Here is a 24,044-nt window from a genome sequence, read left to right as displayed (position 1 = left end):
CTACCGCTGATCTCATCATTCAACGTGCAAGTAAACTTGACTAACCGAGTGAGGCCGCAAAAACCGCAATAAAGTTGTTACAGCATCTCCAGGGCAACCGGTTTAGTCGGTGGGGGAAAGGCAGCATCTAACGTCGCTAGTTCTTCGATGCTCAATTTCAAAGTCAGTGCAGCGTAATTTTGCTCTACATGATCAATCCGACTGGCTTTAGGAATTACAATCACGTTGTCTTGATGCAATAACCAGGCGATCGCAACCTGCGCCGACGTTACTCCACGTGCTTGAGCGATCGCCGTGAGTGTTGAGTCGTTCAGCAACCGTCCTTGCTCAATCGGGGAATACGCCATCATTGGCATCCCGTGTTGCCGACACCAGGGCAGCAAATTCCACTCAATCCCTCGTCGCGTGAGGTTGTAGAGCACTTGAAGGGTGGCGATCGCGTCTCCACCCTTCAGATGGTTAGCTGCTTCCATAGCTTTGGCATCAAAGTTGCTTACGCCATACGCACGGATCTTGCCTGCTTGTTGTAGCGTCTGGAATGCCTCCAACGTCTCTGCTAACGGGGTAGAACTACGCCAGTGCAATAGATAGAGATCGAGATAATCCGTCTTTAAACGTTTAAGGCTCCGTTCACAGGCCGCGATTGTCCCTTTCTTAGAGGCATTATGGGGATAAACCTTGCTGACCAGAAAGACATCTGAGCGACGATCGACGATGGCTTCAGCAATCACTTCTTCTGCGCCACCTTCCCCATACATTTCCGCAGTGTCAATCAGCGATAACCCTAGATCGAGTCCGTGACGGAGGGCATCACTTTCACTCTGACGGTTGTGAGCCTGCTCGCCCATCTGCCAGGTGCCCATGCCTAGTACAGGGATGGCTTGTCCAGAGGGTAATGTAAGCGTTCGTATCGTCATCGTTATCGACTCAAATGAAAGGACAGAGGCAGAAATCACTTACCAGTCAACCACGAATTCTGGTAGAGGCATGGCAATGCCATGCCTCTACGGTTGGGAGCGCTGTTCTTGCTGACGCATGGGCATGGCGTCGATCGTGCGAAAAAGTGTGCTTGGCGCAATGGGTGCGCGTTCTCGCTGCTTCTCAGTGCCATCTTTGCCAATCAGAATCACGGCAAACGACGCTGAGGTCAGGCCGAATTGTTGCCTGAGACGCGCAGTCGCTGCTGGAGTGATGGGTTGTCCATCGGCTCGACTTTCGCCTTCTCCCAACACTTCCACCAATTTGAGATCCCGTTCTTGCATGCCCGCTTGGTGTGCCTGCCACTGCTCCATCTGTTGCTGATAGGCAGGCGATCGCTCGGAGGGCGCAAAGAGCAACACAATGCGATGTTGCCACTGCTGATCACGCAGATTAAAGCTCATTTCTGAAGGAGAAGGCGTTGCGGCAAGATTGAGTGCTTCAGGCTGTGGTGCAGGAACCGATGCTTTGGGTGATGGTTGCAACCAGTCGGGAAAATGGGCATTGGTGCAAGCCTGAAGGAGCGGTAGAAAAAGGGCAAGGATGAATAACGGCTGCATTTTGGGGATGATGGCTACCTTCTTACTGTAATCAGGTCAGTCATATAGTGGACTGCCTCTGAAGTGAGAATTTTTCAGCTTCGTGGCTGGTTGCACCAACCAAACAGGCGTGACCGCTTGCAGTGATACCGATTCAAAACTAGTCGTTACAGATCAATCATTGGGTAAGAAAATGGCAATGCCATGTCCATCCCTACAAGCTATGTCACCGTTTCAATCTAAATGGGTATGACCATCTTTTCTCGTTGCACAGGTGTCAGGTTTAAGCGTGCCTGCAGCGATAGTTTGCCGTACAGCCCCTTCCAGGTTGTTTAGCTCTTGAGTTGGGCGGGAGTGCAGGTGTAGGGAGAACAAAGCTGTTGCAGCGGCAGCGTTGTCACCTCCAGGGACTTGAGATGCATGCAGCGAATGGCATGATTATTGGTATCGGCAAGATAGAGCCGATCGCTGGCATGGGCGAGTCCAGATGGTTCTGAGAAACAGACAGCCGTTCCCATACCATCCTCAAAGCCTGACGCGATTCCACCAGCAATAGTCTGACAGGTTTGGGTGGCTGGATGAAGCTGTTTAAGCTTGTGGTTATAGGTATCGGCAATCCAGAGCGATCCTTGAGCATAAACCAGTCCTGAACAGTGCTGAAGTTGAACATCCAGGCCAATGCCATCGCGATCGCCAAAGGCAAACAGTTGACCTTGTCCACACACTGTTTGAACGATCGGTGCTGGATCGATCGACGTTGGGTTTAAGGTGATGGCACGAATCGAACTGGTTTCGCTATCCGCCACAAACAGTTGGGTGCCATCGGTTGCAATACCGTAGGGCTGGGCAAAGGCCGCAATGTCCGGCAAACCATCCACACAACCTTCTGCACCTGTGCCCATGAATGTCTGTAGCGTTTGCTGAACTAGATCCATCACCCAGATTTGATGGGAACCTGCCATGTCAATATAAAGCTGCTTTCCAAGCAGTGCCAGATCCCAGGGTGAATTTAAGGCAATGTCCAGCGCCCTACCACCATGTGGGAAAATTGCTCGACTCTGGACACCCGTTCCCGCCAGCGTACTGACCGTCTGTTGCACCAGATCAAGGCGGCGCAGCAAATGGTTGCCCGCATCGGCAATGTAGAGCATCTGCCCGGTTGTATCCAAGGCCATACCCTGTGGTGCAGCAAATTGAGCCATTTCCCAAGCACCATCCTGCCATCCTGCGCTTCCAGTGCCGATCGTCGCTTTGAGCGCTCCATCCAACGTGGTCAGAACAAGCCGATGATGTCCCGTATCTGCGATGAAAAGCGTATCGCTCGCTTCATCAGCCAACACCTTGCCCGGAAAGGCTAAAGGAGTTAGCGGTGGTTGGGACTGCACAATTGCCTGTAAAAAAGGCTCACTGAGCGTGCCCTTGCCCGTATGTTCTTCAAGCACGCGTTGGATCAGGTCATCCAGAACTTGTCGTCGTCCCTCACCCGCAAGCGTTGTCACGATGTAACCCTGTGGGTCGATTAAGACGAAGGTGGGGTAGGCTCGAACGGCATATTGCTCCCAGAGATCGCGATCGCGATCCACCACAACGGGATGGGTTATGCCATAGCGCAAAATGGCCTGCTCAACGCTCTCTAAATGCTGTTCGTGGTCAAATTTAGCCGTGTGGATGCTGATAATGGTGAGATGCTGCGAGTATTTTTGTTCCAGATATTGCAGATCGGGAAGGACATGCAAACAATTGATGCAGCCATACGTCCAAAAATCCAACAGCACGATTTGCCCACGCAAGGCCTTCAGAGACAGAGGGCGATCGCAGTTTAACCAGAGCAAGGCTTGATTGAATGCGGGCGCTCTGACACGAACCATACTTCAAAAATTAAATAACCTGTAAGGACATGGCAGTGCCATGTTCTTACTCTGTGATCGTTAAACCATTATCGTGCATCAGCCCTTGTTCAACCTCCAACCACCGACATTTCTACGACAGTTTCTCAAACTGACCGCCATTAACATCCTCTCGAATGTGATGGTGCCGATCGCGGGGCTGCTCGATGTCGCTTTCTTAGGGCACCTGGCTGACATTCGGCATCTGGCAGGTGTTTCACTGGCAACCGTTGTGTTCAACTACTTGTACTGGACGTTTGGCTTTCTGCGCATGAGTACAACCGGCCTGACGGCACAGGCCATTGGGCGCGGTGAAGAAGAAGAAGCACTTTTGATTGGACTGCGACATGGCCTTCTGGCGCTGCTATTGGGGGTGGCGATCGTCATTCTGCAAGTGCCCCTGCGGCAAATTGGCTTTGCGATGCTCAGTGCGACTCCGGAGGTCTCAGCTGCAGGACAGACCTTTTATAACGCCCTGATCTGGGGTGCCCCTGCGACGCTGGTTAACTTTGTCATCATTGGTTGGCTGCTCGGACGGTCTCAGAGCGATCGTGTGCTGATCCTGACAGCCGTTAACAGTGGCGCAAACGTAGCGCTTGATTATTGGTTGATCGTCCACCTCGATTGGGCCAGTGCTGGAGCCGGAATCGCAACGGCAGCGAGCCAGTACCTCATGCTGGTGGTCGGTTTGGGTCTTCTCTACCGAGACGGGAACGGCAAACAAAGGCGGATCAATGTCCGAAAACTCTGGGATGCGTCAGCGTTAACAGTGGTCTTAGTGCTCAACCGGGATATCTTGATCCGCACCTTTGCCCTCATCTCAACCTTTGCCGTCTTTACCAATCTTAGCTCTGCTTTTGGCACCGTCCCCCTCACTGCCAATGCCATTTTGATGCAGGTCGTGACCTTGGCAGCCTACTTCATTGATGGCATCGCTTTCGCGACCGAAAGTCTAGCCGGACTCTTTCGGGGTCAAGGGAGGCTGAGTCAATTGCAACAACTGGTGCTGGTGGCTGGAGGGCTTAGCCTCTTAGTGGGCGTGTTGTTTGCCATCGCCTTCATCAGCTATCCAGACCCCTTATTCGGGCGACTCACTGATCATGCCTCAGTGCTGCTTTACCTGAAGCAATATGTGCTTTGGCTACTCCCTGTGTTGGGTTTTGGTTCCATTGCATATATGTTGGATGGCTATTTTCTAGGACTGACAGAAGGATGGATTTTGCGGCAATCCATGCTGCAAGCGGTGCTGCTTGGGTTTGTGCCGATCGCGCTCATCGCCTGGTATCAACACAACAATCATTGGTTATGGCTATCGCTATCGCTCTTTATGGCAATGCGGGCACTGTCCCTGAGCTGGCAATGGTTTAACGGTTGGCGTCGTACTGAAGTCAGTTGATACAAGCGGTATCACCCTCCCTACCCTGTTCTGCGGCATAATTATCCCCTTTGGGTACAGAGCCCAGTTGTCGCCATGCGCCCATTTCAACCAATTAGCGATCTAAAACTTCCATTGTGACCCGAGAGGTTTCTGTCAAGCTAATAGACTGGGCAGCACCACTTGAAAGGTCAATCACGACTCCCGGATCAGCTAAGCGATCGTTAATGCGAACGACTACCACACGCCCATTTTTCACATTTGTGACGCGCACCTGTGTCCCAAAGGGAAGGGAACGATGGCTGCCGTTAAGGCCTTGGGATCAAAGATTTCGCCACTGGCTGTTCGGTTGCCGCTGAACCCAGGGCCATACCAGGTTGCGAGGCCATGAATGCTCGCCATGCAGCACGCGTTTCAGGATGAATTGCATTCTCTAGTTGTTTGGACATCTCCAGTTGGCTCATCTTTAACTAGACACGTCAAATTCTAGAGCTTGCCTCCGCTGCGCCAAGTTGGCAAGAGTCCATCTGCTCAAACGCCCTGCCGTCGATTGGGGCGGCGAATGGAACTGATCAGTAAGGTGCACGTGAAGAGAATCCCGTCGGTCTGCAATTTTTGAGAACGTCCGGATCATTAAATGCCACCAGCGTAAGGTTAGTAGGGCAAAAATACTCTTGAGTTCATTCAAAAACCTGTATGTAACTTTTGGGTTTTGCAACGAAAGGTGTGGAGAGGAGGCTTAACAATGTCAAAACAGTCTTGGAAAACTTTACTGACGGCTCCAGCCCTGCTGAGTGCTACCGCTGTGGCTTCTGCGATCGCTGGTACCAGTACAGCTGTGCAAGCCGCTGAAGCGGTTGATGCAACTTCGCCAGCGACGACAATTGACCAATCTGCAAAGGCCTCGAAGGCGCTTTCAACCAACCAGGTATCGGTCGCAGCCGTTGCAGCCGCATCGCCTCGGCCAGCGCCTCCGACGGCTACACTCAACCAAGTCGCTGCTTATAGTGTTGAAAGCAATACTTCTACAGATATTGGTCAAGTCACCTCTGTCTCCCAGCTTTCAGATGTGAAGCCGACTGACTGGGCGTTCCAAGCGCTGCAATCGTTGGTGGAGCGCTATGGTTGCATCGTCGGCTATCCTGACAAGACTTATCGCGGGAACCGAGCACTCAGCCGCTACGAGTTTGCTGCTGGTCTAAACGCTTGCATGGATCGGGTCAACGAGCTGATTGCGGCAGGCACTGCTGATCTCGTCAAAAAAGAAGATCTGCTGGCCGTGCAAAAGCTGCAAGAAGAATTTGCGGTTGAACTGGCAACCCTGCGTGGCCGCGTGGAAGCAGTGGAAGCACGAACAGCCACTCTGGAGAAGCAGCAGTTTTCGACCACCACAAAGCTGAACGGCGAAGTCATTTTCTCGATCGCGGATACGTTTGGTAAGAGTGCGACCGTCAACGGTGCAGGTGGAGCGATCGCAGGCACATCGAGAAATGACAATACACAGACGATTTTTTCCGATCGCGTGCGCCTCTCGCTGGATACCAGCTTTACCGGTAAAGACCGTCTGCGGACTCGTTTACAGGCTCGTAATACGACCCCTTTTGCCGGTGCCTTTACAGGAACCAATCAGACTCGCTTGGGTTTCGACGGTAACGAGAACAATGCCGTGCAAATCGACAAGCTGTTCTATCGCTTTCCTGTAGGCGACAAGCTCACCGTGCAGATCGATGCGCTGAATGATGAGCTTTCAGATACGATCGTGAGCACTTTAAGCCCTTTTGAAAGTAGTGGTGCGGGATCGATTTCGCGCTTTGGGCGTTTCAACACCTTTTATCGGCTTAATAACCCGAACAACAACGGTTCCGCTGGTATCACGTTTGCCTATAAGTTTAATGATGCGCTGAGATTGGAAGGTGGTTATCTGGCTGGTGGCAGCAGCAATAATCCAGCCGCTAAGGGAGGCTTATTTAATGGCTCTAATGCCGCCGTTGCTCAGGTCGTTTTCCAACCCAACCAGGCGCTGACCCTTGGTCTGGCTTATGCCCACTCGTATTACACGGGTGCAGAACCGAATGGTGGCGGCATTAACATCACCAGCAGCACTGGCACTGGCTTTGCCGCCAACCCCTTTAATGGTGCTGCTACATCAGCAGACTCGATCGCTGGCGCTGTGCAGCTTAAGCTTACTCCGAAGATCATTTTGGGGGGCTGGGCCTCGGCATCGTTCGCGCATCGCCGCAGCAACAGCGATAACGCTACGATCCTTAGTGCTGTGGGCTATCTGGCGTTCCCCGATTTGGGCAAAAAAGGGAATTTGGGCGGTCTCCTTTTTGGGATGGCACCCAATGTCATCAGCAACAGCGGTCTGACGAATAATCGTACTGATAGCAGTACACCACTTCATTTAGAAGCCTTCTACCGCTATCGTTTGACAGACAACATCGCGATCACGCCGGGTATATTTGTACTGTTTAACCCAGAAGGGAACAGCCGCAATGATACTCAATATGTGGGTGTGATTCGTACAACCTTCACCTTCTAGATGACCCGACTTGCACAACAGTTCCTTCCTACCCAACCCTAGTGCAGCGTCACGTTTAGGAATTAGGATTGGCAAACCCGTCCAAATCGACGAAATTGGATAAAGCGAGAGGGTGCTTTATGCAAAAGAAATACATTGTCCGCTTAACTGACGAGGAACGACAGCAGCTACGAGAAGTGATCAAGAAACTGGACGGCAGCAGACAAAAGGTTCGGCGTGCCCAAATTCTGCTTAAAGCTGACATTGCCGGGTCACACTGGACAGACGAGCGCATTGCCGAAGCCTTTGGTTGCCGCACCAAAACGGTGGAGAATATCCGACAACGGTTAGTGGAGCGGGGCTTTGAAGAAACTCTCAATGGTGCCCGTCGCAGTACCCCTCCGATTGAGAAACTGCTGGATGGGGAGCAGGAGGCGCACATCCTTGCCCTGCGTCTAGGAGCACCCCCCAACGGCTATGCCCATTGGTCGCTGCGGTTATTATCCCGCAAGGTGGTCGAGTTGGGTTTGGTTGAGCGCATCAGTCACGAAACCATCCGACGCACCCTGAAAAAAACGGGATGACCAACCGCAAGCTTGAGTATTGGGTCATTCCACCCGATGCCGATGCTGAGTTCGTGGCACACATGGAAGACGTGTTGGACACCTACGCCCAACCCTATGATGCGCGTTGTCCAGTGTTATGTATGGACGAACAGCCTGTGCAACTGCAAAGGGAGGTGCGCCAACCCCGTCCCGCAACCGATAAACATGGCAAACGGATTGATTATGAGTATGAGCGTGCAGGCGTTGCCAGTATCTTCATGTTCACGGAACCGTTAGCGGGTTGGCGGGACGTGGCGGTGCGCCCAAGGCGCACCAAAGTGGATGGGGCAATTGAGATGGCTCGGTTGTTGGAGGGGCGCTATGCCCAGTGCGAGCGGGTCATTTTGGTGTGCGACCAACTCAATACCCACACCAAGGGAGCCTTCTATGAAGCCTTTAAGCCAGAGCGAGCCCGTCAATTGGTGCGCCGTATCGAGTTTCGTCAGACGCCAAAACATGGCAGTTGGCTGAACATCGCTGAGAATGAACTGAGTGCGTTAACCCGGCAATGTGTGAGTCGTAGACGCTTTGGAGACATCGCAACATTGCGGCAAGAAACGGAGGCTTGGTCAACCGATGTCAACCGCATGCAACGGGGAGTTGATTGGCAAATGAAAGTCGATGATGCCCGATGCAAACTCACTTCTGTCTACCCTAAAATTAAGCTGTGACACAGCACTAGCTTATAAAAGCTGGTGACAATTCGATCGCCCTCCACTCGGATTAATCCCACAGAGCATGCACTATCATGTCCGTGATCAGCAGTCTCAAAATCCAGAGCAACAAAGGTTGTCATGATCAAGCATCCAGCGCAAGCGGCTAAGGCGATATCGCTATTATCGAGCCTAAACGAGACGAGAACGTGTAGAGATAGTCAGGTTTAGTCTGTCTACTCTGGTACTGGCTGATCGTGCTTGAGTCTCATTTCATGTAACGACAGCGTATGACATTCTCCGGCACGGTCTGACATTAGAAGGGTATGGATATGCAGTTTGGTTACTGGTCTACGGATAAGGTGGGAATGTGGGCAAATTCAGACTTTGCCAATCTGGTGCAACCCAATGATGGGTTCAAAACAGGTTTGATTGGAACGGCTGAGCAGGTAGCGGAAAAGATCCGCGCCTATCATGCCATTGGCGTGGATCTGATTTTGTGTGGGTTTTTGCATGATGCCGATGAGTTAGAGGCGGTTGGTCGCACAGTCATTCCGCTGGTGCGCCAATTGGAAGCCAAGCGGAGGCTACCCTTATGTTGATCGATGCTCAGGGATTGAGCATAACAACGGATGCGCCAGAAACCGTGGAGGCGATCAACGAGTTCACCACTCAATTACTCAGCTATGGCAAACACGCCGATCGAATCTTCAACGGTGTGGCAGCAGACCCAGCCAGTCCCTTAGCCAATGCCTATGCTGCCGCTTTATACCTCTTTGCCGAAACGGCTGATTCCTTGCGCCTGGCGACACCTCACCTGCAAGCGGCTCAGCGGTATGCCGCACAAGCAACCGAACGAGAGCAGTGGGCGATCGCAGCAATCGCATCCTGGGCAGCAGGCGATGTGCAACAAGCCCTTGCCTACCACCAGGCACTAGCAGAGAACTATCCCCGTGACCTCGTTTCTGCGTCGATCGGTCAGTATCATCATCTCTTTGCTTCTGGTAGCACTCAGGGGTTACTGAAGCTGATCGAAACCATCTTGCCAGCGAATGCGGAAAATCATTATGTACATGGCATGCTAGCGTTCGCCCTGGAACAAAACCATCAGTTAGAGGCGGCTGAAAGCGCAGGCAGGCGAGCGGTGGCTATGCAACGGTCTGATCCCTGGGCACACCATGCCATTGCCCATGTGCTAGAAACACAGGGGCGGGCGCAAGACGGTATTGCCTGGCTGGAAAGTGTCGCTGATACCTGGGAGGAGTGCAGCACTTTTCGCTGCCATAACTGGTGGCATCTGGCACTGTATTATCTGGCATTAAACGACATTGATAAGGTCTTGGAACTCTATGATCGCAAGGTTTGGGGACAAGCCATCCACGACTATAGCCATTGCCAGGTAAACGCGATTGCCCTGCTGTTGCGGTTGGAATTGCAGGGGGTGGATGTCGGCGATCGCTGGCAGGCGATCGGCCCTTCCCTGCCATCGCAGATGCACAACCACTTTTTACCACTGACCGACCTGCACCTGATCTACGGCTTAGTGCGCTCCGGCCAATCAAACCAGGCTGAACAAATGCTCAGAAGTATCGAACGTCATGCAGCCAATCGCCACTATGCACTGCAATCCGTTTGGGCTGAAGTGGTTTTACCCATCGCTCGCGGTTTCGTTGCCCATGCCGAGGGCAAATGGTTGGCCGCTATCACTCAGATGAGACCTGTCCTATCACAACTCCAACGAGTGGGTGGCAGTCATGCTCAAAGGCAAGTGTTCCAGCACGTGTACGAGCACGCTCTAGTCAAATCTTAAAGCCGATGGCAAAGGGTTTCCTGACTTAACGACCTTTAGTGATGCAGATAATAATCCAGCAAACTTCGTTGGGACGATGGGGTAATGAGGAGGCAAGGGTTAGCGATTATCTGTCATTCTGAATGATCCCACATGGGGATAGCTTCTTCGCACCGGGTTGCCGTTCAGGTAAATGTCACCTCGATCGGCTGTCTGCAACCCCGCGATCGTTGCCAACAGTGAGGACTTCCCACAACCACTCGCTCCCAGTAAACAAACGACTTCACCCAACTGCACTGCTAAATCAATCCCCTCAAAAGCGGTTAGAGTTCCCTGGCGAGTCTTGTATTGCTTTTGCAACTGCTGCACAGACAGCAGGGGAAACATCTGTTCACGCAGAGGGACATCGGTTAAAGAGGCAATCAATGGCTTACTCTGTATCCCCACCGAGAGGCAAGAGCCCACGCTTCGGAGGGGTTTGGAGCCGTATCTTGTCCCAGCAAACCGGGTGGTTCATCAATCACATGGGCGGGTAAGTCACGCACATAGTTGAGATTGCGAAACCGCCCTTCACAGATGGTTTTGAGCTTTAGGGACTTGACCACGTTAGGGTTCGTTTTTGCCGTGGCCGCCAGCTTTTTTAGCCCCGCCTTGCTAACGGAGCGGAGGTTGTGTGGACTTGACGTCAGTCATGGCTCATATAAATAGAACAATCCATCCAATTGAAGTAAAACTGTGTAACTTAAGCTCAAAGCTTATCGGTGTAAAGCTTAACAATCAGGACTTACGCCTGTGCCCTCAAGCCTTCTTCTTGGCTGCATGACATCGCTATACGCAGGGGCCTTTAATCGACTCAATGCCTCAAGCTTGGCAGCAAAGGGGGAACGCCAACAGAGTCGATGCCAGTCCTAACGTCAACCATCTTCATTCAAGTACACTAAACCGATAGGTTTAAAGATCTTTGATAGGGTTTATCTTTTCATAAATGGCAAGGAAGGTCAATAGCCGAAACCTGTTCGTTATGGGTGAATTTAAACAACAGGCACAACCCGTAGTCTAGTCATGCCTGTAAGCAAGGAATCGGGCTAGGGTCGGCGCACCCGATCGCGCTGGTTAGGCCCTTTTGCAGATGGCTCACGCTGCCACTGGTCTGGCAGCGGTACAGCGTTAAGACGATTGTTTGCGTGCGTAAAAGAAGCCCCAAAATGAGTACGCTCTGTCTAAAGATAGAGGCAGAGAGAGCCGGTTTGCGCCAGCATGAAACACATATCTTGCACCGAGTGGGGCAAGGTTACTGTCCTAATTGGAGGTCATAGTTATGACACCCATTGAACGCCATGACATTGTGGGCTTGACGCGAACCCTAAGTGAGACGTTGCAAGAAGGCATGATTGGACGTGTGCTGTATTGTCATTCCCAAGGCTTTGAGGTGCAATTCCCCACACCCAGTGAAACCCGTTACGCCAATGTGAGTGGTGCTGATCTGAAGTTCTTGATTGGCGGTATAGAATCTTAGTGACTCAGTCTTACGTTGTCTGCAACACTGAACGTTGCGCAAGGAAGAGTCTAGCTTTGTACTCAAATTTCTTTGCTGGCAACAAACTTATAGCTCTACTGAAGAAAACTGGCTAATCTGGCTAATCTGACTAATCAGTATGGATTGTTGGCTCATCAGTTGTCTCTGTAGGGCCTAATCTAATGGTGAGACAGCTGCTAAATTCAACGGAGAAAATCACGGCTCCTCTCGATAGGTTGCCAACTCCTGGTAGGCTTCCTCCGTAATGTGCTGTCTTAGCCATAGGGGCGCAATCACCTCTCCATTCGATCGCTAGTCGCGCAAGCGCATCATGACGTTAATATCACCTGCCCGAATCCACACAGCGTAGTAGGCATCTTTGGCGGAGCGACGATCGATCAGCTTCAAGGTTTTCTGTTGCTCAAGGGGATCAGTGATTGCTTGGCTAATCAGATCGGGCAAACAGCTGTAGGCGATCGGGCGAAAGGTGGGTGGCGAAGGGCATTGATCGCCGTTAACTGTTCCCACAGCGCTTGAACAACCAGTTGCAGGTGAGGCTGCACAAAGGAAAGGGTCTCTAAGACGCGCAGCAGTTCCCAGGTCTGAGCGGCAGAAAGAGCAGCGAAAAGGGCAAAGTGTGCTGTAGCGATCGCGACGACCAAGTTTTCGTCAACGACTGCCCCAGCACTGCGCCGCGACTCTCGTCCTATGACAGCCGTACCGACCCGCTTGGCGCTAAAACACTCTCAAAGCGAGTTGGGAGAACTTTACCCTCAACCCGTCCGCCTTCGATCGCAAAGCTTTGTATAGTCATAGCTAACGCCCCCTCATCCTTAAAAGCCGTGCTCTCTGAATCGCAAACCCAACAAACAAACGCTCATCCTCTGGCTGATCCATCAGACCGCGATGGGCAGTTCCAATGGACGAAGCAATGGTATCCGGTGGCTGTAGTCGAATTTTTAGATCCTGACCGTCCACACGCCATCCAGGTGATCGGGATAGACATGGTGCTTTGGCGAGATGGTTCAGGCGCTTGGCGGTGTTTTGAAGATGTCTGTCCTCACCGTCTTGCGCCGCTGTCAGAGGAGCGGGTGGAAGCCGATGGCACCCTCTTGTGTGCCTATCATGCTTGGCGCTTTAACGGCGAGGGTCAGTGCGTCAGTCTGCCCCAGTCAAAGGACGCTGCTACGGAAGCGACTCACTGCGCTAATCCCAAAGCCAGGGCGATGGTTTATGCCACGCAGGAACGACAAGGATTGCTTTGGGTGTGGGCTGAAGCAGGTGCTGCTGCTGAGTTAGAAAGCCAGCAGCGTGACCCTCGCCTCATACCCGAATTGGATGACACCTCGGGGCACAGCGTCAAAGCCTTTTGGAATATCCGTGACTTGCCCTATGGATGGGATTTTTTTATGGAAAATGTTGCTGATCCCGCCCATGTGCCGGTTTCGCATCATGGCTTGGTGGGCGATCGCTACCAGGATGCCAAGTATTACGATATGCCCCGGCTACGAGAGATCTCCACTCAAGAGGGGTTTGCCTTTGCGGTTACACCGACAGCGCCGACGATTCAGCGCACGAGCCACGACTTCCAACCGCCTTGTCTGATGCGGATTGAGACTACGTTTAGCGATGGTGGGAGCCTCCTACTGATCCTTTATGCAACACCAACGCGCCCAGGGTGGTGCCGTCATATTGGTCGTCAAGTGCTGCTTAAAAATGCAGCAGGCAAAACACCGCCAGGACTTGCCTTCTTCGCGTTACCGATGCCGACCTGGTTAGGGCATGTACTAGCCTCGCTCTTTCTTCATCAGGATCTGGTCTTTTTGCATCATCAAGAGCGAAGACTGGCAAAACGCCAGGGACGTTGGTTAGAACAGGTGTATACGCCCAATCCTCAAGACAAGATGGTCATCACCTTTCGTCAATGGCTAGAGAACAGAGCCGGAGGCGGTATACCGTGGTCTGAGCATTATCTAGAACCGATTGCTGGTGGGAACCATCGCGCTCTGTTTGACGTTTGGGGTACGCACACACAGCATTGTCATACCTGCCAACGGGCACTCAAGCGAATCACTTGGCTGATAACAGGTGTTTGGGGGGGAGCCTTGTTCGCTCTGTTCTTAGCTGTTTTCCTGGATGCGCGTTTCTATACGCTGACCACTGCTCATCAGGCTCAGGCTTCTTTGTGGCAAATGCCTCCCTTGAGTGTGCTACTCCTCCTGGGTGTGGCAGTGCTTCTAGGAATCAGTGGCTATTGGCTCAAACAACTGCGCCAGCTTTTCTATGTGTATGAATTCCATCATGCCGATAACGATTGATCCATCAATACCTCACGGTTTGGGCACTCTAAAGGACCGACGAAATGACGCAGGAATGGTGTCAGCAATGCGGATAGCGATCTATCAAACTGCCCTCTGAGGGCAGCCATATGATTGGTAACGTGCGGTGTATCACGAGGGTGCTGGATGGCTTGTGGTAGCGACACCGCTATACAGAGGCAGCCAAGCGATTCTTTCGCTAACTGCTTAAGCGGCAAGGCTCTGTGCCACGAGTTATGGTCAGTGACCAGTGCAAAAGCGATGAAGCAAGTGCTGAAGAGCTTGGAGCGTCGGCAGCAGCAGGAGTTGAACAGCCACCTGAGAACTTGCCTCAGCCTATAGAACCCATTTGAGATCTCAGGAAGCGGCTGCAAGCCGCTTCAGCAAGAGCCTGACAAAGCAGAGGTTGATCTTGGTCGTGGCATGAGCGAGCGTGCGCTCAAAGTTTTTGACCAGACTTTTACAACGCTCCATCCAAGCTTTGGAGCGTTCAATGACCCCTCTTGCAACGGCTGGGACAAAGCCAGCTTTGCCTTGTGCCGCTTTCGCTTGTTTCGAGGGCTTCGTCGAACGCTCAAAGCTGATTTTCGTCATGAGCTGGGGATACACCGGCTCTAACGCCTCAATTAAACCGTCAAGGTGATAACCGTGGTCTAGCAGGATGGTGGTCTTGGGCAGAGCGACGGGTTTGGCTTGGCAAGAAGCGATGTTGAGCGTCAGCAGCTCAATCAAGCCCACATCATCGGAAACACTCGCTTTGGTGCCGTGAGTGAAGCAGGGAAACCCCAGCGTGTCCACGGCGAGATGCCTTTTGATCCCATTGGTGGCTTTGTAGAAACAAAAGCCCTTCGAGTCCACACTGGCGTTGCAGGTATTTTTTACGGCTTGGGAGTCGATGATGATCAACGTCGTCCATGGGAGAAGCGGGCGGCGAGAATCGAACTCGCATCATTAGCTTGGAAGGCTAAGGTTTTACCACTAAACTACGCCCGCATGGGTAACACGCGTGAAGCATTTATAACCCTAGCATACTTGCAGCTTAAGGAAGCGTGAACTAGGGAAATTGAATTTGGGCGTCGACGGTTAGATTTGACAGTAGAGGCTTTAAAGGTGCATTGTCACCTGATAGGTTTTGAGCAGGCTCAAACTCCCAGGTTTTAAAAATCTGGTCGGCGATATTGTCCAGTTCTTCCTGATCGATCGAACTCGCTGGAGAAAGAAGGCTCGCTCTGCCAATATCTACAACCCGACCGTTTGAGTCGATTGTCAAGGGCACTTCTATACTCATACTGCGACTTGGTAGTTGGGCAATAGCGCCAGAGTAGTAAATCGATACCGTTTTTTGCTGCTCCTTTGGTTTTGCTGGTTGCTGCTGACGATCAACAGAGGGCTGTCGAGGGTTAGAAATGACGACAGCAACCCTGTTTCCTCCGGGTTGCTGTGCTATCTCGGTACCTGATTCTGCTGGTGCCTGGGAGCCGCCTGGCTGTGGATCAGGATTGCCAGAGGGATTAGGCGGAGCGCCTGGTAACCCTGTCTGAAAAGGATTGCTGGGAGCAGGCTGAGGCTGCGTTAAGTCTCGACGATCGGGCTGCTGTGGCAACGAATTTCTAAACGGGTTGGGCTGAGGCTGAGTAGAATTGGGCGCTGGATCGGGCTGAGACGGCAAGGGGTTTCTAAAGGGTTGTGGTTGCCGTGTCCGGAGAGGAAGCGGTCTGCGCTTGACGGGCGGTAGTGGGGCAATAGGTTGTTCTACCGATCGCCTTGGTTCTAAAGATGCTTGAGGTATCTGGGTGGTCAGTGGCGCTTGACGGTTCGCTGAAGCATTGGGCACGGTTTGGCTAGGGCGCGCAGCGATCGCCCGACTCGGTGTCGCCGATCGCGCTTGTACCGGATTTGTCGTTGGATCAACGAACTCAACGGCAATGGGCTCGGCGTCGAGCTGCACTTTTGCCGTACGAGTCAGAACAACACTGACAAGAATAAAGATCACTAAATGGATCAGCACGGAGCCCAACGCCAGCGACAGCCATAAGGTTGGAGGATCAGTCGATCGTCGCCAATCGATCGCTTGAGGTTGATCAGCAGGGCTCATCGCAGTGTCAAGGGGTTAATTGATCTTGCAGGCAGTTCGCAGTTTGCGCACTCAGCCAGCGGTTGCCGCATTGATCCTAGCTCACTCTCGGTCATACCATCACTGATGCCGCGATCGCCGCCTGAAGCTTGCTGTAAAGTAAATAGGGGACAAGCGGCATGTCAATCATGTCAATAAGTCAGGTTGACGCGAAAGCTGCCGGAATCCGAGTCAGTCCGTAAATCCTATTAGTAAAGCTGTAGTCAAGAATCTAGCAATTCATCACGTCTGTGTGAATAATTAGCATACAAAGATTAAGACCTTGCTTTAGTTTTCAAGGTCGGTCTAAACCACCATCAACAAAAGGTGCTGAACTATGGCGCAACTTGATATCTGGAGAATTCAAGCTTTTATACGCTTAGGCTCGTTGATCAGCAAGCTGCAAGGGGCTGCCAACAAGAACGATGAGCTGGTGGATAGCCTCATCCGAGTTTTAAGCAACCTGCCACCACGCCCAACCGATAAGCCACCGTATGCGGGTTTGTTTTCAGTCAGTGACGTTAAGGTCGGCAGACAGGGGGCCGCAAATCGGCTACAAGAGCTGGCAGGCAAACTCCAGGGAAGCGTCAACGATAAAGATGGGCTGGTGGATAATGCGCTGCGTGCGCTTAGCAATCTGCCCGATCGACCAGCAGGGAAGCAACCGTATGCTGGACTTTTTCCGACCAGCACAATGCTTTTGTTGACGCCCCAGCAAATCTTGGCGATCGCGCCTGAAGCCAGTACCAGCCGCATCAATGCACTCACGCCGTATCTCAACCGTACGATGGTTGAGTTCAACGTCTCGACGCCGTTACGGCAAGCCCACTTTTTGGCACAGATTGCCCATGAGTCCGACCGTTTTAACGCCTTGGAAGAGTATGCGTCTGGTGAAGACTATGAGGGTCGTGATGATCTAGGCAATGTTTACAGCGGTGACGGGGTGCGCTTTAAAGGCAGAGGGCTGATTCAGGTGACGGGTCGGACTAATTACATTGCCTGTGGTAAAGCCTTAGGTATGGATTTGATCAACAATCCGACACAATTGGCCAGTCCCGATTTGGCAAGCCGCAGTGCTGGCTGGTTTTGGGCGACCAACCAACTCAATGGTGATGCCGACAATGACGATGTGAGAACCGTAACCCGCGTGATTAATGGTGGTTATAACGGGCTAGACGATCGCATCCAACTGCTTCAAGCGGCAAAGCGCGTGCTCAAGCCGTAAGACTTCAACCGTGAAGTGCAAATTCTGAGACATCCTGGAACGAGCGGCAACGCTGGTAGAAGACCATTTGCTTTTGCTCTCTACCAACGTTGCGGTGCCGATCCTCAAAGCGCTGTCGTTGGCACAACAAAGTCTCCAGGTTTGACTGCCGAAGGTGTTGGGTTTTTCACGATCGGTTGCGGCTGTACAACAGGGCGTGTGACGGATGGTGGCGTGACGGGCGATCGAGTAGCAGGCAGCTGGATCACAGATGGCGCTGGCGCGAGTGGTGGCGCTGGTGGCGGCTGCATGGCTTCGATGCTGGACTCAAAAATCGGTCGGGTGGCAGCAGGGGGAATCGGCACTCGAATGGGCTTCCCTTTGACTGGCGATCGTGTCGTTGTCACTGACTGACTGGCACCCGACGGGACAGCTGGTTTCGGTCTAGAAACGGTAACCGTTGTGGTTGGTGCTGAAACTGATGGGGCAGGCACTGAAGCCGATGGGGTCAGCGCTGGAACTGGACGAAGCGTGCCCTTAACAGACGCTGATTCTGGCGGGGGCACAGGAATCGGAATCGACGTGCTAGTAGGTCGGGTGGGCTGCGATGACACCGTCGAGTTAGGCGTAATGATGATATCGGGGCGAGACACTGGCAAGGGCAATGATGGCTTTGGCAGTGACGGGGAGACAGGTGCTGGAAGCGTTACTGGAGCAGCCGCGATCGCGCTATTCAACGGTTGATCATTGGTGAGATAGAAATGTCCCAACGGCTGGTTATCGTAGACTCGGCGCGTAATCCGCCAGCCAGGATTCAAGTACAGTTTGGCAAAGCCATTCGTGACACCGCCAGCCCGACCGATCGGGATTTCTGGTGCCGTGCGATCGCGGTTAGAAACGCCTACAAGCAGCAAATCACCGTTTCGCTGTACCACTCGCAAGCTGTATTGCAGCCCCAAGTCCTGGTCACCCATCCGAATGGAGTAACCGTTCGCATCAGTACTACGTCCACAAATGCCCGTAAAGTCAAAATTTGCCAAGAGTGGATCAACGACTGTTGGACTGCTGCCACTTTCGCTCCAACAAGCGCGGTTATTCGACACTTGCTCAACGATCAAAAGTTGATGGGCATTGCTGCCATAGGGTGACGCAATCAGAGTCAGTTTGCTGGGATCGAGAGCCGCCTTGCTAAACAATGCAGCATCAGCGGGTTTCATCGGAGTCAGGGAACTTAAAGCCAAGGTTGACAAAGCAACCAATTTTAGTCGAGTCATCATAGCCGTTTGTCTCGGTCGGAAGGTAGGTACTGTTGTCCTGTCCACCAGGGAAAGTAACTGTTCCGGACAAAACCAAACGGCAGTGTGTCAATTTTTCGACTGACACGTAAAAATGTCACAGATCCTTACGTAGTAGTGGTTTTCGGGAACTCTCGGCAACCTTTTAGGTCGTTTAATTGTTAGAACTGCAGCGCAGGACCAAAACGTTTTATCCTTTAGCTTTCAGCCTTTCGCTTTTAGCCATTATCCTTTCGCTCCACCTGCTCTTATGTCGTCTGATCCGTTATCTGTTGTCGTTGTTGGTGGTGGGGCTGCTGGATTTTTTGGCGCGATCGCCTGTGCCAGTCACAATCCCAATAGTCGAGTGACGCTGTTAGAAGCTGCTCGGCAACCCCTTGCCAAAGTGCGCGTTTCGGGAGGCGGACGCTGTAATGTTACCCATGCCTGCTTTGATCCAGCACTTTTAGTACAGCATTATCCCAGAGGTGGGAAAGCATTGCGGGGTGCCTTTAGTCGGTTCCAGGCACGCGATACGGTGGAGTGGTTTGAGTCTCGCGGCGTCACGCTCAAAACCGAGGCAGACGGACGTATGTTTCCCATCACCGATGACTCGGCTACGATCGTCGATTGTTTGATGCAGACCGCTCATACGATGGGCGTTAAACTGTGGCAAGGTGCTGCTGTTAAGGCCGTGTCCCGAAAAGAAGATGGTTTTCGGGTAGATGTGAAAGCCGGTGAGGTACTGACGTGCGATCGCCTTCTACTGGCGACTGGCAGCAACCCTCAGGGGTACGCGATCGCACGCGCTTTGGGGCACACGTTCGCACCACCCGTGCCGTCTCTCTTCACCTTCAACATTGTTGATGAGCGCTTACAAGATCTGGCAGGTGTCTCTGTGACCAGCGCCCATCTCAGGCTGCAAACAGGTGAAAAAAGCTATTTAGAGCAAACAGGCCCACTTCTAGTAACGCATTGGGGCATGAGCGGCCCAGCAGTACTCAAGCTCTCTGCTTGGGGAGCCAGAGTCTTACACGACAGCCATTATCAGGCAACGCTGCTGGTCAACTGGTTGCCGCAGCCGAAGCCAGAAGCACTCCGGCAACAGCTCTTAGCCGTCAAATCGCAGCTACCCAAACGGGCGATCGCCACCAGTTGTCCCGTGCTCCTTCCACGTCGCCTCTGGGAGCGCCTCACCAGCTACGTTGGGATTGCCGCTGAAACCCGTTGGGCAGAGCTTTCCAATAAGACGCTGAATCTGCTGATTCAAGAGCTGACCCGCGGACAATACAGTATCAGCGGTAAAGGTGCGTTCAAAGAAGAATTCGTGACCTGTGGTGGGGTAAATCTTAAGGAGGTGGACTTTAAAACGATGGAGAGTCGGCTTTGTCCGGGACTGCACTTCGCAGGCGAAATTCTAGATATCGATGGTGTCACAGGTGGCTTCAACTTTCAAAGTGCCTGGACAACGGGCTGGATTGCAGGACAGGCAATGGGTGCAAATTAGATCCTCAGATTGAACACTTGCACCAGTCCCGTCAGAATCAGGTAGATTGCCACAATGAGATTGAGCAGTCGGGGGATCGCCAGGATCAAAATGCCTGCGATGAGAGCAACAATGCCGCTGAGTCGAAAATTGACCTGAACATTAGCAACTTGTTGTGCTAGAAAAAGGTGCTGCGTTAGAAAGAGGGAATTGAACACGACGGAGTCCTCGCAGTGAATGGGTTAGAAGCGATCGGTACGCTTAACATACTGCGAGACTAACGGTATCAGGATGTATCCGCAGAGAGAAAAAGGGTTCAAAGGAACCATTCTCGTTCCAGTGCTTCAATAACCTGCAAGCCACGGGGGTCGCCCACTTTAAGTAGAGCCGCTTTGGCATCTTCGCGCACGCCCAGTTCCCCATCTTCAGCAAATACTTCCAGTAGGGCATCGATCGTGGTGCCGTACACAATGTTAGAAGGCAACTCGCGGCAAAGCTGTCCCAACGCCCAGGCGCAATTGCTTCGTACAGCAGCAACGGGATCTTGGCGCACTGACTCAATCAACGGTGGGATGGATGCAACCACGGCATCGTAACTCACAGCCGCCATCTGTGCCAGCGAACTCGCTGCCCACAACCGCACCGCCGAAATATCCGTTTTGAGTGCCTCAATCAAGGTTGGCAACGCACGCCGATCGCGGCAGTTGCCCAAGGCCCAAACAACGCCCTTACGGACATAGCCATTCCAATCGTCGTTGAAGCGCGCAATGAGCGGCTCTACCGCATCCACACTGGGGTTACGACCCAAAGCATACGCTGCACTCACGCGCACCAGTGGGCACGGATCAGTCAAAAGTTGGATCAGACGAGGCACCGCACGATCGTCCTGGAGCTCACAAAACGCTCGGGTCGCCAGCATCCGCTGATTGGTGTCGGTTGCCTCTAATAGACGCAACATTTCATCCGGGTCAGGCTTTGGCTCCTCTAACCCAGGATCAACAGGTTCCATATGATCTAGAGGACTCTCCAGATCACCCTCAAAATCGAGGACACTCAGGTCATCGTCGTCATACATATCTGTAACTTTACCCTACCAGGTGTACCTCGCTAAGGCACAACATCCGACTTTTCTTGTCATCTAGCAGAAGTAGTGACAAGCACCATTCTTTACAGCGATCGCCCGATCGCTTAGGATACCGAGTTGCGAGGCGATGGGAACATTCCACCCCTCCCTACACCCCACTCCCCTTCTCTGCTTCCGCGATCACCATGATTGTTTTCAACACTGAATCTGGATTGAGGCTAATGGAGTCGATGCCTTGCTCAACCAGGAAGCTTGCGAAATCGGGGTAATCGCTGGGTGCTTGTCCACAGATACCAATTTTACGATCGCGTTGTTTAGCGATCGCAATCACATGCTGAATCATGCGCTTGACAGCAAGATTGCGTTCATCGAACAAGTGTGCCACCAGCGCCGAGTCGCGGTCTAAGCCCAGCGTCAATTGGGTCAGATCATTAGAACCGATCGAAAGGCCGTCAAACACATCACAGAACTCATCCGCTAGCCAAACGTTACTAGGCAGTTCGCACATGACGTAGACCTGTAAGCCGTTTTCGCCCTTGACTAAGCCATGTTTTGCCATCTCAGCTAACACTTTGCGACCTTCGTCAGGCGTGCGACAAAAGGGCACCATCAGAATCACGTTCGTCAAGCCCATTTCGTCGCGCACCCGCTTCATGGCCTGGCACTCCAGGGCGAACGCAGCCCGATAGCGCTCGTCATAGTAGCGAGAGGCACCGCGCCAGCCCAGCATTGGGTTTTCTTCTTTGGGCTCAAACTGACTGCCGCCTAGAAGTTTGCTGTATTCGTTGGTCTTAAAATCTGACAAGCGAATGATGACGGGCTTCGGGTAAAACGCAGCAGCGATTGCGCCAGCCCCCTGAGCCAATTTGTCTACAAAGTATTCTGGCTTGCTGCTGTAGAGACGAGTCAACTGCTCCAGGTCTGCTTTGTCGCTGCCATCCAACGTGTCGAAATAAATTAACGCCAGCGGATGTGCTTGAATCTGGTTAGCAATAATGAACTCTAAGCGCGCTAGCCCCACCCCATCATTCGGCATCGCCGCCAGTCGGAAGGCTTCCTCCGGGTTCCCCACATTGAGCATGACTTGCGTGCGAGTGCGGGGCAACGTATCGAGCGCCATTTCTTTAACTTCATAAAGCAGCAGTCCTGCATATGCACGTCCTTCTTCGCCTTCACAGCAGGAAACCGTGATTGCCTGCCCTGGTTTCAGCACGTCGGTCGCATTGCCACAACCCACGATCGCCGGAATGCCCAATTCTCTGGCAATAATGGCAGCGTGGCAGGTGCGACCGCCTTGATCTGTGACGATCGCGCTGGCTTTTTTCATAATCGGCTCCCAATCGGGATCAGTGCGACTGGTTACCAGCACTTCGCCCGCCTGAAACTGGCTGATGTCCTCCGGTTCCAGGATAATTCTCGCGTTGCCTTGCCCGATCGCCTCACCCACGCTGCGCCCCGTAATCAAAATGTCACTATGCTCTTTGAGGTGATACGTGCGAAGAATGTTGCTCGTTTTCTGCGAATGAACGGTTTCAGGACGCGCCTGCACAATAAAGAGCTGACCAGTGACCCCATCCTTTGCCCACTCAATATCCATCGGCGACTGAGTGCCACTCAGTCGGGAATAATGGTCTTCAATCTGGCAGGCCCATTGTGCCAGTTGCAGCACCTCTGCATCCGTAATCGCAAACTGCTGACGATCGCTGGCTTTGACGGGCACGTTTTTGGTGAGCTTGGTGCCGCCTTCGTCATAGACCATCTTGATTTCTTTCGTGCCCATGCGCTTTTTCACGATCGGGCGAAAGCCTCGCTTCAAGGTTGGCTTGAACACCAGAAACTCGTCGGGACTGACGGAGCCTTGTACAACGGTTTCGCCCAGCCCATAGGCCGCAGTGACCAGCGCTACATCCTTAAAACCTGTTTCGGTATCAATCGAGAACATGACGCCAGACGCAGCAAGATCCGATCGCACCATTTTTTGGACGCCAACCGATAACGCCACATCGAAGTGATCAAAACCTTTGGTGTGGCGGTAGGAAATCGCGCGATCGGTAAAGAGAGACGCAAAGCACTTATGGCAAGCCTCAAGCACACCTTGCAACCCGTGCACGTTGAGAAAGGTTTCTTGCTGTCCGGCAAAGCTCGCGTCGGGGAGATCTTCGGCGGTCGCACTCGATCGCACAGCTACATCGGCATCCGCCCCCTGCTCCTGACAAAGGGTAGCGTAGGCTGTAGCAATGGCGTCCTGAAAGTTCTGCGGAAAGGGCGTTTGTAGGATTAAACGGCGCGCTTGTTTGCCAACCCGCTGCAAGCTGTCCATATCATCCACATCTAACGTTGCAAACAGCGATCGCAGCCGTGTTTCCAATCCTGCTACAGCCACAAACTGACGGTAGGCAAAAGCGGTCGTCGCAAAGCCGTTAGGAACGTTAATGCCTTCACTGACTAGCTGTTGCAGCATCTCGCCCAGAGAGGCATTCTTACCGCCAACTACAGACACATCACCCATGCCTACCTGGTCTAAGCGGCAGACCAGCGCCTGCGCTTCTCCAGATTGCTGGCTTTTTTCTCGATGCACAACGGTGCTCATGGCAGATAGTCTCCTTAAGATTCAAGCCTGTAGCGGTTAGCTTTGAGCTTCTAGCTGATACCTAAGATCAGAAGGCTGCTCACGATTTAAAGATGATGGCTATCTCTCTGTTG

At 52.6% G+C, this 24,044-nt stretch carries 22 protein-coding genes, 1 tRNA gene and 1 pseudogene; 10 read left to right on the top strand and 14 right to left on the bottom strand.

Annotation, left to right across the window (positions count from 1 at the left end):
- Window positions 1-77: 77 nt before the first annotated feature.
- The 3 genes from C7B82_RS01235 to C7B82_RS01225 all read right to left on the bottom strand — a co-directional run bounded on the left by C7B82_RS01235 (window position 78) and on the right by C7B82_RS01225 (window position 3,385).
- Entirely contained in the window at window positions 78-917 is an 840-nt protein-coding gene (locus C7B82_RS01235; RefSeq protein WP_181357299.1) for an aldo/keto reductase, read from the bottom strand.
- A gap of 87 nt (window positions 918-1,004) precedes the next feature.
- Entirely contained in the window at window positions 1,005-1,538 is a 534-nt protein-coding gene (locus tag C7B82_RS01230) for a DUF4174 domain-containing protein (RefSeq protein ID WP_106254492.1), read from the bottom strand.
- Between the two features lie 311 nt (window positions 1,539-1,849).
- Window positions 1,850-3,385: a thioredoxin-like domain-containing protein gene (locus C7B82_RS01225; RefSeq protein ID WP_106254491.1), complete on the bottom strand. Its 1,536-nt coding sequence runs from the start codon at window positions 3,383-3,385 to the stop codon at window positions 1,850-1,852.
- Window positions 3,386-3,470: 85 nt separating this feature from the next.
- Between C7B82_RS01225 and gntT the strand changes: the two genes are divergently transcribed.
- Window positions 3,471-4,799 (top strand): guanitoxin biosynthesis MATE family efflux transporter GntT, encoded by a 1,329-nt coding sequence (gene gntT, locus C7B82_RS01220; protein WP_245939678.1) that lies wholly within the window; start codon window positions 3,471-3,473, stop codon window positions 4,797-4,799.
- Between the two features lie 94 nt (window positions 4,800-4,893).
- Here gntT and C7B82_RS33500 read toward each other — a convergent pair.
- Window positions 4,894-5,073, bottom strand: a pseudogene (locus C7B82_RS33500) (RlpA-like double-psi beta-barrel domain-containing protein); the annotation flags it as partial.
- A 450-nt stretch (window positions 5,074-5,523) separates the two neighbouring features.
- Between C7B82_RS33500 and C7B82_RS01210 the strand changes: the two are divergent.
- From C7B82_RS01210 to C7B82_RS01185, 5 genes are all read left to right on the top strand, one after another.
- Window positions 5,524-7,320 carry an iron uptake porin gene (locus C7B82_RS01210; RefSeq protein ID WP_106254490.1) on the top strand — a complete coding sequence of 599 codons (1,797 nt, stop codon included), beginning with the start codon at window positions 5,524-5,526 and terminating at the stop codon, window positions 7,318-7,320.
- 119 nt (window positions 7,321-7,439) lie between these two features.
- Window positions 7,440-7,883, top strand: coding sequence for a helix-turn-helix domain-containing protein (locus tag C7B82_RS01205; protein ID WP_106254489.1), 444 nt, complete (start codon window positions 7,440-7,442; stop codon window positions 7,881-7,883).
- Window positions 7,880-8,575, top strand: coding sequence for an IS630 family transposase (locus C7B82_RS01200; RefSeq protein WP_106254488.1), 696 nt, complete (start codon window positions 7,880-7,882; stop codon window positions 8,573-8,575). The genes C7B82_RS01205 and C7B82_RS01200 overlap by 4 nt, the downstream gene beginning before the upstream one ends.
- A 314-nt stretch (window positions 8,576-8,889) precedes the next feature.
- Window positions 8,890-9,159, top strand: a complete 270-nt coding sequence (locus tag C7B82_RS01190) for an LLM class oxidoreductase (protein WP_219903864.1) — start codon at window positions 8,890-8,892, stop codon at window positions 9,157-9,159.
- Window positions 9,153-10,367: a tetratricopeptide repeat protein gene (locus C7B82_RS01185; RefSeq protein WP_106254486.1), complete on the top strand. Its 1,215-nt coding sequence runs from the start codon at window positions 9,153-9,155 to the stop codon at window positions 10,365-10,367. The genes C7B82_RS01190 and C7B82_RS01185 overlap by 7 nt, the downstream gene beginning before the upstream one ends.
- 99 nt (window positions 10,368-10,466) lie before the next feature.
- Here the strand turns inward: C7B82_RS01185 and C7B82_RS01180 are convergent, their stop codons facing one another.
- A complete protein-coding gene (locus C7B82_RS01180) occupies window positions 10,467-10,772 on the bottom strand; it encodes an ATP-binding cassette domain-containing protein (protein ID WP_245939676.1) in 306 nt (101 codons plus the stop codon).
- The gene (locus C7B82_RS01175; protein WP_245939675.1) at window positions 10,769-10,951 is read right to left on the bottom strand and encodes a hypothetical protein; all 183 of its coding nucleotides are present in this window, start codon (window positions 10,949-10,951) and stop codon (window positions 10,769-10,771) included. The genes C7B82_RS01180 and C7B82_RS01175 overlap by 4 nt, the downstream gene beginning before the upstream one ends.
- 713 nt (window positions 10,952-11,664) lie before the next feature.
- On the opposite strand from C7B82_RS01175, the gene C7B82_RS01170 reads away from it, so the two are divergent.
- Complete coding sequence (locus C7B82_RS01170; RefSeq protein WP_106254485.1) at window positions 11,665-11,862, top strand: hypothetical protein; 198 nt, start codon at window positions 11,665-11,667, stop codon at window positions 11,860-11,862.
- Between the two features lie 312 nt (window positions 11,863-12,174).
- Here C7B82_RS01170 and C7B82_RS01165 read toward each other — a convergent pair whose 3' ends face one another.
- Window positions 12,175-12,390: a WYL domain-containing protein gene (locus tag C7B82_RS01165; RefSeq protein ID WP_106254484.1), complete on the bottom strand. Its 216-nt coding sequence runs from the start codon at window positions 12,388-12,390 to the stop codon at window positions 12,175-12,177.
- 314 nt (window positions 12,391-12,704) lie between these two features.
- Here C7B82_RS01165 and C7B82_RS01160 point away from each other — a divergent pair, with 314 nt between their 5' ends.
- Window positions 12,705-14,180: an aromatic ring-hydroxylating dioxygenase subunit alpha gene (locus C7B82_RS01160; protein WP_245939674.1), complete on the top strand. Its 1,476-nt coding sequence runs from the start codon at window positions 12,705-12,707 to the stop codon at window positions 14,178-14,180.
- A gap of 357 nt (window positions 14,181-14,537) precedes the next feature.
- On the opposite strand, the gene C7B82_RS01155 is transcribed toward C7B82_RS01160, so the two are convergent.
- The 3 genes from C7B82_RS01155 to C7B82_RS01145 form a co-directional block, all read right to left on the bottom strand.
- Window positions 14,538-15,086, bottom strand: a complete 549-nt coding sequence (locus tag C7B82_RS01155; RefSeq protein WP_106254483.1) for a transposase — start codon at window positions 15,084-15,086, stop codon at window positions 14,538-14,540.
- A gap of 16 nt (window positions 15,087-15,102) precedes the next feature.
- Window positions 15,103-15,173 (bottom strand) — tRNA-Gly (locus C7B82_RS01150).
- Between the two features lie 61 nt (window positions 15,174-15,234).
- Entirely contained in the window at window positions 15,235-16,275 is a 1,041-nt protein-coding gene (locus C7B82_RS01145) for a hypothetical protein (protein ID WP_106254482.1), read from the bottom strand.
- 355 nt (window positions 16,276-16,630) lie between these two features.
- Between C7B82_RS01145 and C7B82_RS01140 the strand changes: the two genes are divergently transcribed.
- Window positions 16,631-17,518 (top strand): glycoside hydrolase family 19 protein, encoded by an 888-nt coding sequence (locus tag C7B82_RS01140; RefSeq protein WP_106254481.1) that lies wholly within the window; start codon window positions 16,631-16,633, stop codon window positions 17,516-17,518.
- A 104-nt stretch (window positions 17,519-17,622) separates the two neighbouring features.
- Here the strand turns inward: C7B82_RS01140 and C7B82_RS01135 are convergent, their stop codons facing one another.
- A complete protein-coding gene (locus tag C7B82_RS01135) occupies window positions 17,623-18,771 on the bottom strand; it encodes a DUF3747 domain-containing protein (protein ID WP_281258900.1) in 1,149 nt (382 codons plus the stop codon).
- A gap of 271 nt (window positions 18,772-19,042) precedes the next feature.
- Here C7B82_RS01135 and C7B82_RS01130 point away from each other — a divergent pair, with 271 nt between their 5' ends.
- A complete protein-coding gene (locus C7B82_RS01130) occupies window positions 19,043-20,278 on the top strand; it encodes a BaiN/RdsA family NAD(P)/FAD-dependent oxidoreductase (RefSeq protein ID WP_106254479.1) in 1,236 nt (411 codons plus the stop codon).
- Here C7B82_RS01130 and C7B82_RS34910 read toward each other — a convergent pair.
- The 3 genes from C7B82_RS34910 to ppsA all read right to left on the bottom strand — a co-directional run bounded on the left by C7B82_RS34910 (window position 20,275) and on the right by ppsA (window position 23,931).
- Window positions 20,275-20,475 carry a DUF3096 domain-containing protein gene (locus tag C7B82_RS34910; protein WP_106254478.1) on the bottom strand — a complete coding sequence of 67 codons (201 nt, stop codon included), beginning with the start codon at window positions 20,473-20,475 and terminating at the stop codon, window positions 20,275-20,277. The two genes, C7B82_RS01130 and C7B82_RS34910, sit on opposite strands and share 4 nt — an antisense overlap.
- 98 nt (window positions 20,476-20,573) lie before the next feature.
- Window positions 20,574-21,332 (bottom strand): HEAT repeat domain-containing protein, encoded by a 759-nt coding sequence (locus C7B82_RS01120; RefSeq protein ID WP_106254477.1) that lies wholly within the window; start codon window positions 21,330-21,332, stop codon window positions 20,574-20,576.
- Window positions 21,333-21,489: 157 nt separating this feature from the next.
- Entirely contained in the window at window positions 21,490-23,931 is a 2,442-nt protein-coding gene (ppsA, locus tag C7B82_RS01115; protein ID WP_106254476.1) for a phosphoenolpyruvate synthase, read from the bottom strand.
- Between the last annotated feature and the right edge of the window lie 113 nt (window positions 23,932-24,044).

The sequence above is a fragment of the Stenomitos frigidus ULC18 genome, assembly GCF_003003795.1.
GTDB classification, from domain to species: Bacteria; Cyanobacteriota; Cyanobacteriia; order Leptolyngbyales; family Leptolyngbyaceae; genus Stenomitos; species Stenomitos frigidus_A.
Note: the sequence above shows the minus strand (reverse complement) of the source record. Positions and strands in the feature narration are given on the sequence as shown.